The organism is Streptomyces hygroscopicus (assembly GCF_026168105.1).
Taxonomy (GTDB): Bacteria; Actinomycetota; Actinomycetes; order Streptomycetales; family Streptomycetaceae; genus Streptomyces; species Streptomyces hygroscopicus_D.
The window spans coordinates 1-15,795 of sequence record NZ_LBMW01000010.1 but is presented as its reverse complement, the minus strand read 5'-3'; the positions used below and the strand labels follow the sequence as shown (position 1 = coordinate 15,795).

Below are 15,795 nucleotides of genomic sequence, written 5' to 3'. Positions count from 1 at the left end.
TTGCGCACCCGAGAGTTGGTCAGGACAGCGCCGACCTGCGCTCGAAGACGACGTCCCGCGCCGTGCCCAGGGCCGTCGCCAGCGCACCCAGGAGCACCGCGTCCTCGCCCAGCCGGCTCGGCGCGATCTTCGGGCGCAGCGGGGTGAGCGTGCGCAGCGTCTCCCGTACGGGCCGCAGCAGCAGGTCGACGCTGTGGCCCACGCCGCCGCCGAGCACCACCAGGTCGGGGTCGAGCACGGCGGTCGCCGCCGCCACCGTGTGCGCGATCCGCTCGCCCTCCAGCCGTACCGCCCGGACCGCGGCGGGATGGCCCTGCCGGGCCGCGTCGAACACCGCCTTCGCCGTGAGGTGCCCGGTCATGCCGAACTCCCGCGCCGACTCGACGACCGCCACACCCGACACCGCGTCCTCCAGCGTGTCGGGCTTCTGCCGCCCCGGCCACGGCAGGAATCCGATCTCCCCGGCCCCGCCGCGCGCGCCCGTGAACAGGCGGCCCTCGCTGACGATCCCCATGCCGAGTCCGGTCCCGATCAGGATGTACGCGAACAGTCGGCTGCCCGCGCCGACGCCGTACGTGTACTCGCCGAGCGCGGCAAGATTGGCGTCGTTGTGGACCTCCAGCGGGATCCCCAGCTCGTCGTGCATCCGGTCGAACAGCCCGGCCCGGCCCCAGCCCGGCAGGTGCATGGCGTACCGCACCCGGCGCCGCTCCGCGTCGTACACGCCCGGTGTGCCCACCACCGCGTGCGCCACCTCCTCGGGCCCCACACCCGAGGTGGCGACCACCTGCCGGGCGGTGGAGACGACCAGGTCGGCCATCGCGCCCGAGGTGCGGGCCCGGTTGTGCACATCCGCCCGGGCCACCACCTCGCCGTCGAGGTCGGCGAGTGCGATCCGCAGCCAGCTGCGTCCGATGTCGATGCCGAGCGCGTATCCGGCGGCCGGATCCGGGGCGTACAGAACGGCCATCCGGCCCCGCTCGGGAGTGTGCGTGCCGACCTGGTGGACCAGTCCGGCCCCTTCCAGAGCCGCGAGCGCGCTGGAGACCGTGGGCTTCGACAGGCCCGTCTCCCGGGCGAGCTGGGCGCGAGAGGCCCTGCCCGCGGCGCGCAGCCGGTCCAGGAGCAGTCGCTCGTTGGTGCTGCGCAGCCGTCGGCGGCTCCAGGGCTGTTCGGGCTGCTCTGCGGCGTCGCTGTCGGGCATCGCACCATTCTCACGCATTCATGACACACCCTCGACGCGTCTAGTAAGGCTCCTTGACTTTATCGGCTCTCATCTACGGCTACGCGGACAAGAACGCCCCCCGGCGGCCACCCCGTCGAGTGGTCCCTGGCCTGGCCGGCGCTCGGCTGCCTGGCGTTCGTGGTCTGGGCACGGCTGGAGAAGGTCTGGCCGTTCGGCCCGAAGGAGATCACCGAGGACTACCTCGCACCCCGGGAGGCGGGGGCGTGAGAACGGGGCCGGCGGCCGGGGTGGGACCTGCGGGGTCCTGCCCGGCTGCCGCGCCGCCAGGATCGCCGGTATCCGCTCGCCGGGTGGTTCCTCCTGGACCGACGCCTGCGAGTCCGCCGATGAGCGGCATTTCCGTCCGATCGGTCATGGCAGTCGCAACTCGGCGAGGAACGGGCTCGGATGCTCCAGGCAGCGCACGGCCCGCCGGATCGCCCCCGCCGGGTCCCCCTCGTGGTACGGCCGCTCCGACCGCTCGATGCCGTCGAGGAACTCCTGGTAGCGGACGGCGTACGGGAGATGGGCGAGGGGTTCGGCGAGCCCGAGGGCGCGGACCGGATCGCCCCCCGGCAAGTGCTCCGTCCAGGCGTCCGCCCAGGCGGGGGCCGCCGCCGCCCGGGCCGAGGAGGGGAGGAAGTCGAGGGCGCGCGCAGACCGTCCACCGCGGATGGCCCCAGTACGCGTCGGCGAAGTCCAGGACGACCGGACCACCGCCGTCGCTGCGCCAGTTGCCCGGGTGGACCCGCCTGGTCACCACCTGGGCCGCGCCCGAGCACGAGGCGCATGAGGACAAGTACTCCAGGGTCACCTTCGACATCCAGCCGCACGGCGACATCGTCGGGCTCACCGTCACCCACGAGGATCTGGTCGACGAGGCCGAGCGGGCGCAGGCGGCCGGCGGCTGGGCGGCGGTCCTTTCCAATCTGAAGTCCCTGATCGAGACCGGCAGTCCGCTGCCGCAGGAGCCGTGGCTGCTGCCGGACCGCCGAGGGGCCGCCGGGTGAGGGCCGGGTGCGAGGAGGCCGGTCCGCGTGCGCGGACCGGCCGGTGGTTACCCTCTGTTCCCGTTGTGTCCGGTGACCGGACGGCCGCCTATGCCCGGGAGGTGCTCTTTGCCGCCGCGCCCGCGCACAGCGTGCCCAGCACCACGGCAAGTGCGCCGATCACGATGCTGTTGACGACGACTCCGGTGTCGGGGGCGGTGCCGACGATCCATGGCGAAATGATCATCCATGCGCCCAGCGCGCACATCGCCCAACTCAGGCCGTACATTCGCTCCGGCATGATGGTGAATCCGAGAGCCAGCAGGCCGATCGCGATCCCCATGATGAGGTTGTGCGTCACGAGCGGCGGCTGGCTCGTCGTGTAGTGGAGTATCCACGGGGACGCGGCGCAGTACAGACCGAGCAGGAACACCGGTCCGTCCACGAGCGCCACATCGCGACCACCGAGCATGCGGGCGTAGCGGTCCCGCATTTCGTGTACATCGGGGTGGGTGGTGATGTCACCCCTGGTGTGTGAGACGTCAGACATGACTCGTCTCCTTTGACTCTGCAGGCCTGACCGCGTCTGGTGCGGTGTGCGGTAGAGCGCCGCGCATGCTCATTCTGCGCTTATTTATTCTTTATGTGTAGGGGTTGGGGACTTGGAGGATCCGGCACCGCGTTCGGCCCGCGCCAGCTCGGCCGTGAACTGGGCGCCCGCCAGCAGGGACAGATGGGTCATCCACAGCCACACGGGGAAGACCACCACTCCCGCCAGCGGCCCGTAGAGCCTGCTGTAGGTGCCGAGCCCCGCCGCGTACGCCGTGAAGCAGACGGAGGAGACCAGCCACAGCGCCGCGGCGAGCACCCCGCCCGGCACCGCATGCCGTAGCACGCGAGCCGCGGGCGGTCCGGTCCGGAAGAGAACGAGCACCAGGAGCGCCACCAGCGCGACCAGGGCGGGCCAGCGCAGCAAGGTCCAGGCGGTCGAACCCGCCTCGCCCAGACCGCCCCGCTGCCCCAGCTCCCGCACCAGGGGGCCGCCCAGTACGAGCAGCAGCGCACTGCAGAACCACAGGGTCAGCAGCGCCATGGCGGTGAGCAGGATGCGGTGCGCGGTGCGCAGGGCGGGGCGGGTGTCCGCCACACCGTGCTGATCGTGCAGGGCCCGCCGGAACACCGCCAGGTAACTGGAGGCGGACCACAGCGCGCTCGCCCCGCCGCCCACGGCCACCGTGAGCGCGGCGGACCGCTCCCCGGCGAGCCGGCTCAGCGTGCTGTGCAGGGCCGTACCGGCCTCGGCCGGTGCCCAGGCGGTGACGCGTGCGATCAGCGCGTCCGTGAGGTGCGGGCTGACCGCGCCGATCAAGGAGAACGTCATCAAGAGCGTGGGCAGCAGCGCGAGGATCGCGTAGTAGGTGAGGGCCGCGGCCCAGTCCGAGACGTCGTCCCGCCACATCACCACCGGTGTGCGGCGCAGCGCCGCCCACAGCACGGGCCATGAGCCGCGGAGCCGGTTGAGGGCCTCCACCAAGGCGGGCGGCGCAGCGGTGCCGGCCGGTGTGCCGGCCCGTCGCGGCCACGGCCGCCTCCTCCGGGGTACTGACGCATGCCCTTCCACGGCTGCCCTTCCGTCCGAATCGCGTCGCGCGCGGCTGTCCGTGGCACCACCCGGCATGTCCCCTGCGCAGCACCGACCGGCGGACTCGTCACTCACTCACTCCCTTCCCCTCACCCGTCAAGTCGGGGTCATTCCGTCACCCGGTCGAAGGAAGTCGGTGCCGCAGCCGATCCCTTGCGGCGAACTCCGGCCGGAACGGGGTCGGTTACGGCCCGGACCGGCTGCAGTGCCTCGAAGTCGCCGGGAGGCAGGTCGTCACGCCCGGCGGGGAGGACCACGTCGCCCCCGCGGGTCCTGCGGCGCAGGGTGTACGAACGGCTGCCGGGTGACGCGGACCGTTGATCGCGAGGCGCCGCAGTGCCCGGGCCGTCCGCGCGCCGTCGTTCCCGGTCGCGCACTTCGTCAAGGTCGGCACCCGGTCAGATCCCCGGTACGACTCTTCAGTCGCGCCGTTCACGGGCCCGCCGGAAGCGGGCGAGTCCGTCGGAGAGGTCGACGATCGGGTCCACGTAGTCGCCGACCGCGGCACGGTCCAGACCCCGGAGCTTCCAGGGCTCGTGCACCGCGGGTCCCTCGATCGCCGCCAGCTCGGGTACCCAGCGCCGTACGTACACGCCGTCGGAGTCGTGGCGTTTTGCCTGGGCGACCGGGTTGAGCACCCGGTTGGGCCGGGTGTCGGTGCCCGTTCCGGCCATCCACTGCCAGTTCAGCTGGTTGTTGGCGAGGTCCCCGTCGACCAGCAGCCGGAGGAAGTGCCGGGCTCCCACGCGCCAGTCCACGTACAGGGTCTTGGTGAGGAAGCTCGCGGCCAGCAGACGGGCCCTGTTGTGCATCCAGCCCTCGTGGCGCAGCTGACGCATCGCCGCGTCGACCACCGGGTAGCCGGTGCGGCCCTCCCGCCACGCCTCGACCTCCTTGCGCGTCGCACGCTCGGACCGCCAAAGGTCGTGCTTCGTACGGTAGTCGGTTGTGGCCGCGGCCGGGCGCGCCGCCAGCACCTGACGATGGAAGTCGCGCCACGCGATCTGCCGTACGAAGGCCTCGGCGCCCGGCCCGTCCGTCTCGCGCGCCCGGCGGACGACCTCGACGGGGGAGAGCGTGCCGAAGTGCAGATGCGGCGAGAGACGGGAGGTGGCGTCGCCTGCCAGATCGTCGTGGCGGTCCGCGTACGCGGCAAGACCGCCGCGCAGCCAGGCCGCCAGCCGCTTTCGGCCTTCCGTCTCGCCGCCGGTGGCCAGCCCTTCCGACAGGTCGCGGAGGCCTGTGCGTGCGGGGAGTTCCTCGGATCCGACGGCATCCGGCACCCGTACGGTGCGCGGCGCGGGGAGGGCGGCGCGCAGCTGCTGCCCGCACCACTGCCGGAAGTAGGGCGTGAAGACGGCGAAGTGGTCCGAGGAGGCCGGGGTCACCCCACCGGGCGCCACGGCGGTGGTCACCGTGTCGTGGACGTACAGCCGGCGCCCCTCCGCCTCCAGGGCCCGCCGCAGCCGTGCCTCGCGCCGTTGCGCATAGGCGCTGACGTCGGCCGCCATGTGGACCTCGTCGGCGTCCGCCTCGGTGACCACCCGGCACACCTCCTCGACCACGTCCCCGGAGCGGATGACAAGACGCCCGCCACGGGCCCGCAGAGCGGTGTCGAGGTCTTGGAGGCAGTCGGCGAGGAACGCCAGCCGGTTCGGAGCGGCGAAACCTGCCGCCACCACGCCCCGGTCGCGCACGAACAGGGGCACCACGAGGCGGGAGCCGTCGAGGGCGGCCCGCAGCGGCGGATGGTCGTGCAGCCGCAGGTCGGAGGTGAACAGGACGACCGAGACGTTCATGGGGCGGACTCCGGGATGCGGGGGAGGGGCCGTGAGGTGCTTCCGGCCGGGGCGGGCCGGGCGGATGCGCGGGTCAGCGAGCGGGTGCGTGTGCCCCCTTCGCAGTGAGCGGGGCCCTGGTCGCGGCCTTCGCGATGTTGCGGGCCGATCCGCCGAACACGGGGGCGTGGAAGGGGAAGACGCTCCACCGGCAGGCGTGGGCGAGCAGCCTGTGCGGATGGAACAGGGCGCGCCGGCGGTACCGGGTGCGTCCGGCGGCGTCCCTGTCGGCTCACATCTCCGGCAAGGCGAGGCCCGGCAGCCGCTTTTCGGCCCGCAGCCGCAGCAGATGTCCCGGCTCGATCTCCTCGACCCGCCAGAAGTCCAATGAGCCGCCGATCCGCAGCCGTGCTGCGCCGCGTCGACCGCGCCGCAGGCCGCTCGAAGCCGCGACCGGTGCCCAGGGCGTGCACCGGGTGGTACGCGACGTCGACGCCGCGCATGGCCTGGGCGACCGAGGCGGACCGTGTGACGCCCCCGCCGGCCACCTCGACCTCGCCCGACCATGGGTGGTCGCGCAGCTTTCCCGGGGAGCGGGCCAGAGCGCGCACGCGGTATCCCGCGGCGAGCAGCTCGGGGACGAGCCGGCCGCCGATGCATCCCGCGGCGCCTGTCACCGGACAACGCGGTCCCGGTGCGGCCTCGTCGCCGTTCATCAGTTCCCGTTCCTCCCAGTCGGTGTCCCTTCAACGATCACTTCCACGGAGAGGGCCGTTCCGGATGCGCCGACGGGGTTCTCGTCGTGACCGTGCGTTGGGGGTGCTGGGCGGGGAGCCGCGAAGGAGTCCTGCGAGCCCGACATGTCCGCGTCGAGCGCGGGCAGGCGGTTCGTAAGGGAGTTGTCGGTTCGATTCGTCGATCGATGCTGGAGGTGTCTGCCGCTATGAGCGCGAAGGTGTTGGAGCGGTTTCCCGCGGGAGCTCCGCGCGGATCGTGGCCGGCGGAGGAGTACGCGGCGGCGCGCCGCGCGCAGGGCGAGCCGGCCAAGGTGATCATGGATCTCAAGTCGGACGCGTTCCTGGTGGTGGTCCAGGGCTGCGACGACGACTGACCGGGACGACGACTGACCGGACGGTCACGAGGAGCCGGGCGCCGACTCGCCCGGCCGCGGAGCGTGGGAGCCGAGTTTTTTGCTCAGCTCCCGCGCCCTGCGCACGAACACCTCGTGCAGATCCTGTACTGACCGCGCGGGGTGCTGCCGCGGCTCGCCGCGCGGGGCCTGTGGCGGCATCCGTTCGGGAGGCACGCGGTTGCTCGGGCCCAGGTGCCGTTGGCGGGGTGAGCGTGGCCGGTTGAGTGTGGACACTGCCTTGGCCGCCGCTCTGAATCCGCCGGTGCCGGGTGGCTCCCACGCGGTGGTGCAGCACCATGACAGCCCCGCCCCGCTCACGGGGCGCCGCCCCTGACCAGGACGTCGAGATGTGCCCGGCGTGACTCCGCCGTCTGGCCCTGGACCAGCAGGAACATCCCCTCGCGCGCGAGCCGTTGCGCCCTGCTCGTCAGAGCCAGCGCCCGGCCGCCGCCGGCCACCACCGCAGCGGTGGTGGCCGCCCGCATCACCTCGTACGCCTGGGTCCTCAGGGCCAGCCGCTCCTCGTGGTGCTCGTGCGGTACGGGGTGGTCGGCCAGCGCGTAGGCTCGGCGCCTCACCTCGTCGACACGGGCCCGCAGCGGTTGCGCCGTGTCCTCGTCCAGCAGGCCGAGCGCCGCCTCGGCGATGCCGAACACCGCCGGTGAGGCGTTCACGGTCTTCGCGCGGTCGGTCGCCGTCCACTGCCGGTACGGCGCCCGCAGGGCGACCGCCTCGTCAGGCAGCCACAGCCCGTCCAGCTCCAGCACCACCGTGCGAGCGGCAGTGAGAGCGGCGAGCCGCACCGGCTCTGACGCCCGCAGCCCCGCCTGCTCGTGCGCCTCGGTGAAGACGAAGAGCGCCTCGTCGGCCTCGGTCCATCCGGCGAGCAGCATCACGTCGTTCAGGCCCCACCCCGTGTACCAGGGGACGGTCCCGTCGAACCGCCAGCCGCCCCGCTCCCGCGTGGCCCGAACCGGGGTACGCGGGTGCGCACGCAGGTGGGCGTACGCCACCCCGGACATCAGCTCGCCGCGCGCGAGCGGACCCAGCAGGCGCTCGCGCACGGGCAGTTCGCTCTTCGTCAGGGTCAGCACCGGCGTGTGGTGCTGCGTCTGCACGAACCACGTCGAGCAGCACGCCCCGGCGAGGATCTCCGCGATCTGCCGGGCCACCGAGGAGGGTGCTGCCGCGCCGCCGTACTCGACCGGCGCGCTCACTCCGAGCAGCCCCGACCGCTTCACCGCCTCGACATGGCTCGCCGGCACGCCCTCCTGGTCGACGCGCTCGGCGTGTGGGGCGAGCAGGTCGTCCGCGAGCTGCCGGGCGCGGGCGACGAGGGGGTGTGCGGCGGTGGTCATGAAGAGGATTCTCCCGATGTCTTCGGGCGAGGTGTCGATCCGGGGCTGTGCCGTTCGTGTAGGAGGTGACAGAACCCCATGGAGCCAAGGAGGACGTCATGAAGTACTACCTGCTCAGTGTGATCCAGCCGAGCGAGGGCGAGCCGCCCTCGGCCGAGGCGCTCGCGGCGATCATGCACAACGTCGAGACATTCCACGAGGAGCTGCGCGAGGCAGGAGCCTGGGTCTTCGCCGGCGGACTGCAGGGCCCCGAGAAGGCCACCGTCCTGCGGCCCGAGGGCGGCGAGGTGCTGATCACCGACGGGCCCTACGCCGAGGGCAAGGAGTATCTGGGCGGCCTCTGCCTGATCAAGGCCCCTGACCTGGACGCGGCTCTCGAGTGGGGCCGGAAGGCGACCCGAGCGACCACCCTCCCCATCGAGGTGCGCCCCTTCATGCATCCGGCCGAGGACTGATGCCGGAGCCCCGGCGACGCCGAGGCCGTCCGACGTGCCGAGTACAGCGGCGTGGTCTTCGTCCTCGTCCGTTTCATCTTCCTCGGCGACATCGGCCTCGCAGAGGAAGCGGTCCAGGCGGTCCACGCCGAACTGCTGCGCCGCCCGGGCCGGGCGGCGACGCCGAGGGCGCCCACGAGGCGGCCATCGCCCTCCCCGGGACCCCGGCGCAAGGTGACTGCCTGGAACGGCGGCGGGGTGGGGCCGCAGGAGAGGCGGACGTCTGATTCCCCGTGGCGTGGCGTGGCAACGGGCCCGGGCCGCGCGGCCGGCGGGTGTGACGTAAGGCTCATACGCAGGGTGGTGCGCGGCGCCGGAATTTATTTGACCATTTGAAAGGTTGGCGTTTACACCTGACTGGCCAGAGACGTCCTTGCGCGCAAGGACCCCGCACCACCTGCGAGGCACCGTGAACCACCCCAGCACCGAGCAGCCCGCCGAAGCCGTGGCTCGGCTGCGCGCCACTTTCCGCACCGGCCGCACCAAGCCCGTCGAGTGGCGCACGGCCCAGCTGCGCAGCCTGCGCACCATGCTGACGGAGAACGGGCCGGAGCTGGCCGCCGCCCTGCACGCGGACCTGGGCAAGAGCTCCACCGAGGCCTACCGCACCGAGATCGACTTCACGGTCCGGGAGATCGACCACACGCTGCATCACCTCGGCGAGTGGCTGAACCCCGAGCCCGCTCCGGTCCCCGCGCATCTCGGCGGGGACGCGACGGCTTGGACGCAGTACGACCCGCTGGGCGTGGTCCTGGTCATCGCGCCCTGGAACTACCCGGCGCAGCTCCTGCTGACTCCCATGATCGGCGCGCTGGCCGCGGGCAACGCGGTCGTCGCCAAGCCGAGTGAGCTGGCTCCGGTCACCTCGGCCGCACTCGCCCGTCTGCTGCCGGCATACCTGGACACCGAGGCGGTCGCCGTGATCGAGGGAGGCGTCCCGGAGACCACGGCCCTGCTGGCCGAGCGCTTCGACCACATCTTCTACACGGGCAACGGCACGGTCGGCCGCATCGTCATGCGGGCCGCGGCCGAGCACCTCACCCCGGTCACCCTCGAACTCGGCGGCAAGTCCCCGGTGTTCGTCGACCGGGGCGCCGGCCTCGAGGTGGTCGCCGAACGGCTGGCCCGCGGCAAGTTCCTCAACGCGGGGCAGACCTGCGTGGCCCCCGACTACGTCCTGACCGACCCGGAGACCGCTGCCGGCCTCGAAAAGGCGCTCGTCCGGGCCGTCGAGGCGCTCTACGGCACGGACCCCGCCGCCCACGGCGAGTACGGCCGGATCGTCAACGAACGCCACTTCGACCGTCTCAGTGGCCTGATCGACTCCGGTCGGGTGGTCGTGGGCGGCGGCAGCGACCGTACGACGAAGTACATGGCGCCGACCGTCCTCGCCGACGTCGACCCCACGTCCCCGGTGATGCAGGAGGAGATCTTCGGCCCCATCCTGCCCGTCGTCACCGTGTCCGGACTGGACGAGGCGATCGACTTCATCAACGACCGGGACAAGCCGCTGGCGCTGTACGTCTTCACCGAGTCCGACGACACCCGGCGGCGGATCGCCGCCGAGACATCCTCCGGTGGCCTCGGCTACGGCCTGCCGCTCGCCCATCTCACCGTCTCCGACCTGCCGTTCGGCGGTGTGGGGGAGAGCGGCATGGGCAGCTATCACGGCCGCTACTCGATCGAGACGTTCAGCCACCGCAAGGCGGTTCTGGAGAAGCCGCTGGGCTGAGTCTCCTCGAGTCATCGAGCCCGGTCGCGCTTGCGACCGGGCTCGAGCCGTCTTGCCGGTACGACAGTTGACTGGTCTACACCCTTGACTGGTACAGACCAAAGCGGTTGAGTGTGCCTCCACACCCCCCACCACGGCCGCCCCCACGCCGTGGCCGGTACCGCCGGCGCGTGCGCGCAAGGCTCGGCTCCGCCCTGCCCTTGTGGGGAGCGGCCGTGTCGCACAAAGGAGTTGATCCTGTGTTGAGGCGCCGCATCGCCGCAGTCCTGACCTCGCTCGCCGTCTCGGGCACCGCCCTGGTCCTGCAGTCGGCTCCCACGGCGTCCGCCGCCGGGTTCGTCGTGAGCGAGGCGCAGTTCAACCAGATGTTCCCGGGCCGGAACTCCTTCTACACCTACGGCGGGCTCACGGCCGCCCTCGGTGCGTATCCGGCCTTCGCGAACACCGGCAGCGACACGGTGAGGAAGCAGGAGGCCGCGGCCTTCCTCGCCAACGTCGGGCACGAGACCGGCGGGCTGGTGTACGTGGTCGAGCAGAACACCGCCAACTACCCGCACTACTGCGACTGGAGCCAACCGTACGGATGTCCGGCGGGCCAGTCGGCCTACTACGGGCGCGGGCCGCTCCAGCTCAGCTGGAACTTCAACTACAAGGCCGCGGGCGACGCGCTCGGCATCGATCTGCTCAACAACCCCTACCGGGTGCAGAACGACGCCGCCGTCGCCTGGAAGACGGGCCTGTGGTACTGGAACACCCAGTCCGGCCCCGGCTCCATGACCGGCCACAACGCCATGGTGAACGGCGCGGGCTTCGGCCAGACCATCCGCAGCATCAACGGCGCCCTGGAGTGCGACGGCAAGAACCCCGCCCAAGTGCAGAGCCGCGTCGACGCCTACCGGCGGTTCACGCAGATCCTCGGAGTTTCACCGGGCGGCAACCTCTCCTGCTGACGCCGGACCGCAGGGGATGGTGTCATGCACCTGACCGATCTGCCGACGAAGGGCACACCCGTCATGCGCACCCCCCACGCCCTGCTCGCCACGACCGCGGCGCTGGCCGCCGCGGTCGTGGTGCCCCCCGCCTCCTCCAGCGCCGCGGCCGCGGTTCCGTCCGCAGGCGCCTACTATGTCCAGAGCGCCGCCACCGGGCTCGACGCGGCCGACAACGGGGGAGCCGTCGAACAGCACAACCCGAAGGGCAACGAGGACCACCAGCAGTGGAACCTGAGAGCGAGCGGAACCTCGTACGTCCTCGAAAGCGCCGACACCGCGGGCAGTTGCCTCGGCCGCTCCGGCGACCAGGCCCGCACGGTCGCGTGCACGAGTGCCGACGCGGTCTGGGAGATCGCGCCCGTCGATGGTGACCGGTACACGCTCAAAGCCCCCGGGGCCGAGCGATATCTGACCGTCGCGGCCAAGCCCTCCGGCGCCAACTACCCGGCCCAGTTGGCCGTCGGCTCCCCCGGCGGCCTCTCCTCCTGGTACCTCACCCCGGTCACGTCGCCCACCGGCCCCATGCCGTCCGCCGATCAGCGCACCCTCGACCAGGTCACGTTCCTCACCGCGCACAACGCCTACGCCAACGGAGTCGACGGCGGATTCGCCCCGCCCTTCGTGAACCTGGTGCCGAACCAGGTGCGCGGCATCGACCAGCAACTCGGCGAGGGCGTACGGGGATTCATGCTGGACATCCACCAGACCCCCGACGGCGCGATCCTCTGCCACAACAGCTGCACCCTGGTCAGCCGCCCGGTCGCCCTGTGGGTGGACGTCCAGCGGATCGTGGACTTCCTCAAGGCCCACCCCGATCAGTTCATCACCGTCTTCCTCGAGGACTATGTCGATCCGGGTGTCCTGCGCAGCGAACTGGCCCGCGTCAACGGCCTGCCGGACGTGCTCTACCGGCCCGACCGGACGGGTGTGAAACAGAACGGCTGGCCGAGGGTGGCCGATCTGATCGCCGCCAACCACCGCCTGCTGATCTTCACCGACCACAGCCGCTCCTCGGACGAGGCAGCAGGACTCACCCGCGACAGTTTCGGCGTGATGTACCAGAGGGACTGGACGGTGGAGAACTACTGGTCCATGGGCTCGGGCCTCGGCTCCTCCGACTGGTCCTGCTACAGCCGCTGGTACGACGCGAACACCACCATCCCGCTCACCCGCACCGAGCCGGGCTTTCGCCCGCTGTTCGTCATGAACCACTTCCGTGACGTGACGATCGCGGCCACGGCACAGACGGACAACACCAAACTCGCCGACCGCGCCCAGCGGTTCTGCCAGCCCGCCGCCCGCAAGAAGCCCAACTACCTCGCCGTCGACCGCTACGACCTCGGCGACCCGGCGTCCGCCGTGAACACCTTGAACACGTACACGTATCCGTAAACCGGGTGCGCCGGTGAGCGAAGTCTGCGCATGATCCCCGGATGACCCCCGAAACGATCACCGCGGATGCCGCGGGCACCTGGAAACTCGGCGACCTGCCCGTCCACCGCATCGGCTTCGGCGCGATGCGGCTGACGGGCAGTGCCGCCTTCCACCTCGGAACGCCGAGCGACCGCGAGCGGTCGATCGCCGTGCTGCGGAAGGCGGTCGAACTCGGTGTCAACCACATCGACACGGCCGCCTTCTACTTCTCTTCGCTGCGCTCCGCGAACGAACTGATCAACAGCGCGCTGGCGCCGTACGACGACGACCTGGTCATCGTGACCAAGGTGGGCCCCTACCGCGACTACTCGGGGGAGTGGGGCGCCGCGGCCCGTCCGGACGAGTTGCGCGGGCATGTCGAGGAGAACCTGCGGCAGCTCGGCCGGGACCATCTGGACGTGGTCAATCTCCGCCGTATGCGCGGCTGGGACTCGATCGCCGAACACTTCGGCGCGCTCGCCGAACTGCGCGAGGCCGGGCTGATCCGGCACCTCGGCATCTCGGGCGTCGAACCCCGCCATCTCGCCGAGGCGCAGGCGATTGGGCCCGTGGTGTGTGTACAGAACCAGTACGGGCTGCACGCACCCGACCCGGACACGGACGAACTCCTGCGGATCTGCGACGAGCAGGGCATCGCCTTCGTGCCGTTCTACGCGGTCGCGGGCAACGGCGGGCAGTACGGCGCGGTCGGCGACGCGGGCGAAACGGGAGACGTGGTCGAGGACGTCGCGCGGGCGCACGGCGCCACGCCCGCCCAGGTGCGGGTGGCGTGGACGCTCCAGCAGGGAACTCACGTCCTGGCCATTCCGGGCACCGGCAACCCGGATCACCTCGTGGAGAACGTGGCCGCGGGTGCGCTGCGGCTGACGGACAAGGACATGGCCCGCCTCGACGCGCTGCACCGACAGGGGAAGTGAGCCTCGTGGCCCCCGACGCCGGGGGGGGCCACGACGGCACACGTCCTGACGCCACGTCGGCCAGGAGCCGGCCGGCCCGCATTTTCCGGGCGGGGCCACGGGGAGTCCGGGCCCGCCGGCCCCGTTCAGGGCGTCGGGGACCGCGCGGATCGTGATCTCCAGGCGTCCATGTGCGGGGCCAGCCGCGCGGCGACGTATACGCACAGGCTCAGCCAGCACAGGGTGAACAGCCAGCCGCCCAGGACATCGGAGAACCAGTGGACGCCCAGATACACGCGGGTGAGCCCGACGAGCACGCCCCATCCGAGGACCACGGCCCGGAGCGCGGCCGCGCCCCGCGGCGCACGGGCCAGGATCGCGAGGGTCAGCAGTCCGGCGGTGATCGCGGCAGTCGTCGTATGGCCGGAGGGGAACGACCAGCCCGACGCGTGTGTCACCCAGTACCGCGTCGCCGGGCGCGGACGCGCCGTCAGTGACATCACGCCGTACCGCACGGCCTCGCCGACGGCCAGACAGGCGAGGCAGGCCGCCGTGGTGAGCACGCGCTGCCGCACCGTGCGTCCCATCAGCAGACCGGCCAGGGCGGCGAGCACATACGGCACGAACCCGGTACCCGTGTACGTCAGCGCCCGGGCCACCGTCACCGCGGCAGGCGGGCGGTGGGCGACCGACCAGTCCAACAGGTCCTTGTCGCCGACCAGCGGGGCGCCGGACCGTCCCGTGACGGTCAGCGACAACAGCACGAACGCCACCAGAGCGCCCACCGCCGTCGAACCGGCGAGGTCGGCCGTGTCCGCCCGCTTCACGACGGCGTCCCGACGACGGCGTGCCGCGGCGCGGTGCAACCATGATGCGCCCATGCCCGTGAGCCCCTTTCATAATGGACCGGCGGGTCATTCGGCCTCGGCCGGACCCGTGAAGACTACAATCCTGTAGACGGTCTACAGAAATGTAGACGGCAACGGGGCGAGGAAGGGTTCCATGACCGAAGCGAAGGACGAGCGTCGCCCGGCGGGCGAGCTGGAAGCCAGCGTCATGGCCGCCCTGTGGGCGGCGCAGGCGCCCCAGACCCCCGGCCAGGTGCAGCTCAGCCTCGAAGCCGGCCTCGCCCGTACCACGGTGACCACCATCCTGTCGCGTCTGCACGAGAAGGGCATCGTCGGCCGTCGGCGTCAGGGTCGCGGCTACGCGTACTTCCCCGTCCAGGACGCGCACGGGCTCACCGCCCGGCGCATGCACACCGAACTGGACCGGGACAGCGACCGGCACACCGTGCTCGCCCGGTTCGTCGCCCAGCTCAGCGAAGCCGACGAGCGCGTCCTGCGGGACCTGCTGGAATCCGGTGAGCAGTGACCTTCCTGCTCCTCGTACCGCTCGCGCTGCCGTTCCTGGTGGGCCCGCTCGCACGGCGCGCCCTGGAACGGCTCGCACCTGCGACAGCGTTGTGGATGGTGACGGGCTCCACGGTCGTGCTCGTGTGCTGTTCCCTGACCGCGCTGGGCGCCTTCGTCCTCACCGGGCTGCTCCAGCTGCCCCTCTTCGCCGCGTTCGGTGAACTGGTACGCCCGCTGCGCGCCGGCTCGTACATGTTCGTCGTGCCCGCGGCCGCCTTCTCGGTCGGCGCGCTCGCCGTCTGCCTGTGGACCGTGGTCCGTACCGTGCTGCGCCAGGCGCGGGCCTTCCGGGCCGCCACCTCCGACGCGGACCTGCGCTCGACAGCGGGCGACCTCTGCGTCATCGACTCGCCGCACCCGGACGCGTACGCCCTGCCCGGGCGGCCGCATCGCATCGTCGTCACCACCGGGATGCTCCGCAGCCTCAGCCCGCAGGAGCGCGAGGCGCTCTTCGCCCACGAGCGGGCCCACAACGCGGGCGGCCACCACTACTTCCTCGCTGTCACCGAACTCGCCGCGCTCTGCCACCCCGGGCTGCGGCCCGTGGCCGGGGTGATCCGGCTTGCCGTCGAGCGCGTCGCCGACGAGGCCGCCGCCGCGGTGGTCGGGGACCGGCGGCTGACCGCCCGGGCGATCGGTCGCGCCGCACTCGCGGCCCGGGCCGCGGACGAACAGCGGCCGGCCTTCGCGCCCGCCGCGACCAGCGGG

Annotated in this window: 16 protein-coding genes and 3 pseudogenes; 10 read left to right on the top strand and 9 right to left on the bottom strand. The window is 71.9% G+C overall.

The window, feature by feature from the left end:
* Positions 1 to 19 precede the first annotated feature (19 nt).
* Positions 20 to 1,204 (bottom strand): ROK family transcriptional regulator, encoded by a 1,185-nt coding sequence (locus AAW14_RS12640; RefSeq protein ID WP_265563226.1) that lies wholly within the window; start codon positions 1,202 to 1,204, stop codon positions 20 to 22.
* 68 nt (positions 1,205 to 1,272) lie between these two features.
* Here AAW14_RS12640 and AAW14_RS12635 point away from each other — a divergent pair.
* Positions 1,273 to 1,453 (top strand): annotated as a pseudogene (locus tag AAW14_RS12635) (amino acid permease); the annotation flags it as partial.
* Between the two features lie 144 nt (positions 1,454 to 1,597).
* Here AAW14_RS12635 and AAW14_RS12630 read toward each other — a convergent pair.
* Positions 1,598 to 1,804 carry a hypothetical protein gene (locus AAW14_RS12630; protein ID WP_265563224.1) on the bottom strand — a complete coding sequence of 69 codons (207 nt, stop codon included), beginning with the start codon at positions 1,802 to 1,804 and terminating at the stop codon, positions 1,598 to 1,600.
* A 155-nt stretch (positions 1,805 to 1,959) separates the two neighbouring features.
* Here AAW14_RS12630 and AAW14_RS12625 point away from each other — a divergent pair, with 155 nt between their 5' ends.
* Entirely contained in the window at positions 1,960 to 2,235 is a 276-nt protein-coding gene (locus AAW14_RS12625; RefSeq protein ID WP_322741069.1) for an SRPBCC domain-containing protein, read from the top strand.
* Between the two features lie 88 nt (positions 2,236 to 2,323).
* Here AAW14_RS12625 and AAW14_RS12620 read toward each other — a convergent pair whose 3' ends face one another.
* From AAW14_RS12620 to AAW14_RS12600, 5 genes and pseudogenes are all read right to left on the bottom strand, one after another.
* The gene (locus tag AAW14_RS12620) at positions 2,324 to 2,764 is read right to left on the bottom strand and encodes an SPW repeat protein (protein ID WP_265563222.1); all 441 of its coding nucleotides are present in this window, start codon (positions 2,762 to 2,764) and stop codon (positions 2,324 to 2,326) included.
* A gap of 84 nt (positions 2,765 to 2,848) precedes the next feature.
* Entirely contained in the window at positions 2,849 to 3,745 is an 897-nt protein-coding gene (locus AAW14_RS12615; protein ID WP_265563498.1) for a YihY/virulence factor BrkB family protein, read from the bottom strand.
* 530 nt (positions 3,746 to 4,275) lie between these two features.
* The gene (locus AAW14_RS12610) at positions 4,276 to 5,655 is read right to left on the bottom strand and encodes a cryptochrome/photolyase family protein (RefSeq protein ID WP_265563220.1); all 1,380 of its coding nucleotides are present in this window, start codon (positions 5,653 to 5,655) and stop codon (positions 4,276 to 4,278) included.
* Positions 5,652 to 6,073 (bottom strand): annotated as a pseudogene (locus tag AAW14_RS12605) (DUF2867 domain-containing protein); the annotation flags it as partial. The gene AAW14_RS12610 and the pseudogene AAW14_RS12605, both read right to left, overlap by 4 nt.
* Positions 6,074 to 6,122: 49 nt before the next feature.
* Positions 6,123 to 6,350, bottom strand: a pseudogene (locus AAW14_RS12600) (NAD(P)H-binding protein); the annotation flags it as partial.
* Between the two features lie 206 nt (positions 6,351 to 6,556).
* On the opposite strand from AAW14_RS12600, the gene AAW14_RS12595 reads away from it, so the two are divergent.
* Complete coding sequence (locus tag AAW14_RS12595; protein ID WP_265563217.1) at positions 6,557 to 6,745, top strand: hypothetical protein; 189 nt, start codon at positions 6,557 to 6,559, stop codon at positions 6,743 to 6,745.
* A gap of 335 nt (positions 6,746 to 7,080) precedes the next feature.
* Here AAW14_RS12595 and AAW14_RS12590 read toward each other — a convergent pair whose 3' ends face one another.
* Positions 7,081 to 8,124 carry an acyl-CoA dehydrogenase family protein gene (locus AAW14_RS12590; RefSeq protein ID WP_265563216.1) on the bottom strand — a complete coding sequence of 348 codons (1,044 nt, stop codon included), beginning with the start codon at positions 8,122 to 8,124 and terminating at the stop codon, positions 7,081 to 7,083.
* Between the two features lie 98 nt (positions 8,125 to 8,222).
* On the opposite strand from AAW14_RS12590, the gene AAW14_RS12585 reads away from it, so the two are divergent.
* The 5 genes from AAW14_RS12585 (at position 8,223) to AAW14_RS12565 (ending at position 13,693) form a co-directional block, all read left to right on the top strand.
* Positions 8,223 to 8,579 (top strand): YciI family protein, encoded by a 357-nt coding sequence (locus AAW14_RS12585; RefSeq protein ID WP_265563214.1) that lies wholly within the window; start codon positions 8,223 to 8,225, stop codon positions 8,577 to 8,579.
* Positions 8,580 to 9,027: 448 nt separating this feature from the next.
* Positions 9,028 to 10,350 (top strand): aldehyde dehydrogenase family protein, encoded by a 1,323-nt coding sequence (locus tag AAW14_RS12580; RefSeq protein WP_265563211.1) that lies wholly within the window; start codon positions 9,028 to 9,030, stop codon positions 10,348 to 10,350.
* 239 nt (positions 10,351 to 10,589) lie between these two features.
* Positions 10,590 to 11,300: a chitinase gene (locus AAW14_RS12575; protein WP_265563209.1), complete on the top strand. Its 711-nt coding sequence runs from the start codon at positions 10,590 to 10,592 to the stop codon at positions 11,298 to 11,300.
* A 63-nt stretch (positions 11,301 to 11,363) separates the two neighbouring features.
* Complete coding sequence (locus AAW14_RS12570) at positions 11,364 to 12,734, top strand: RICIN domain-containing protein (protein ID WP_265563496.1); 1,371 nt, start codon at positions 11,364 to 11,366, stop codon at positions 12,732 to 12,734.
* Between the two features lie 41 nt (positions 12,735 to 12,775).
* Positions 12,776 to 13,693, top strand: coding sequence for an oxidoreductase (locus AAW14_RS12565; protein ID WP_265563207.1), 918 nt, complete (start codon positions 12,776 to 12,778; stop codon positions 13,691 to 13,693).
* A 125-nt stretch (positions 13,694 to 13,818) separates the two neighbouring features.
* Here the strand turns inward: AAW14_RS12565 and AAW14_RS12560 are convergent, their stop codons facing one another.
* The gene (locus tag AAW14_RS12560) at positions 13,819 to 14,553 is read right to left on the bottom strand and encodes a phosphatase PAP2 family protein (RefSeq protein ID WP_265563206.1); all 735 of its coding nucleotides are present in this window, start codon (positions 14,551 to 14,553) and stop codon (positions 13,819 to 13,821) included.
* Positions 14,554 to 14,674: 121 nt separating this feature from the next.
* On the opposite strand from AAW14_RS12560, the gene AAW14_RS12555 reads away from it, so the two are divergent.
* Together AAW14_RS12555 and AAW14_RS12550 are read left to right on the top strand one after the other, a co-directional pair.
* Positions 14,675 to 15,046 (top strand): BlaI/MecI/CopY family transcriptional regulator, encoded by a 372-nt coding sequence (locus AAW14_RS12555; RefSeq protein ID WP_265563204.1) that lies wholly within the window; start codon positions 14,675 to 14,677, stop codon positions 15,044 to 15,046.
* Positions 15,043 to 15,795: M48 family metalloprotease (locus AAW14_RS12550; protein WP_265563202.1), on the top strand; the 753-nt coding region annotated here is incomplete at its 3' end. The genes AAW14_RS12555 and AAW14_RS12550, both read left to right, overlap by 4 nt.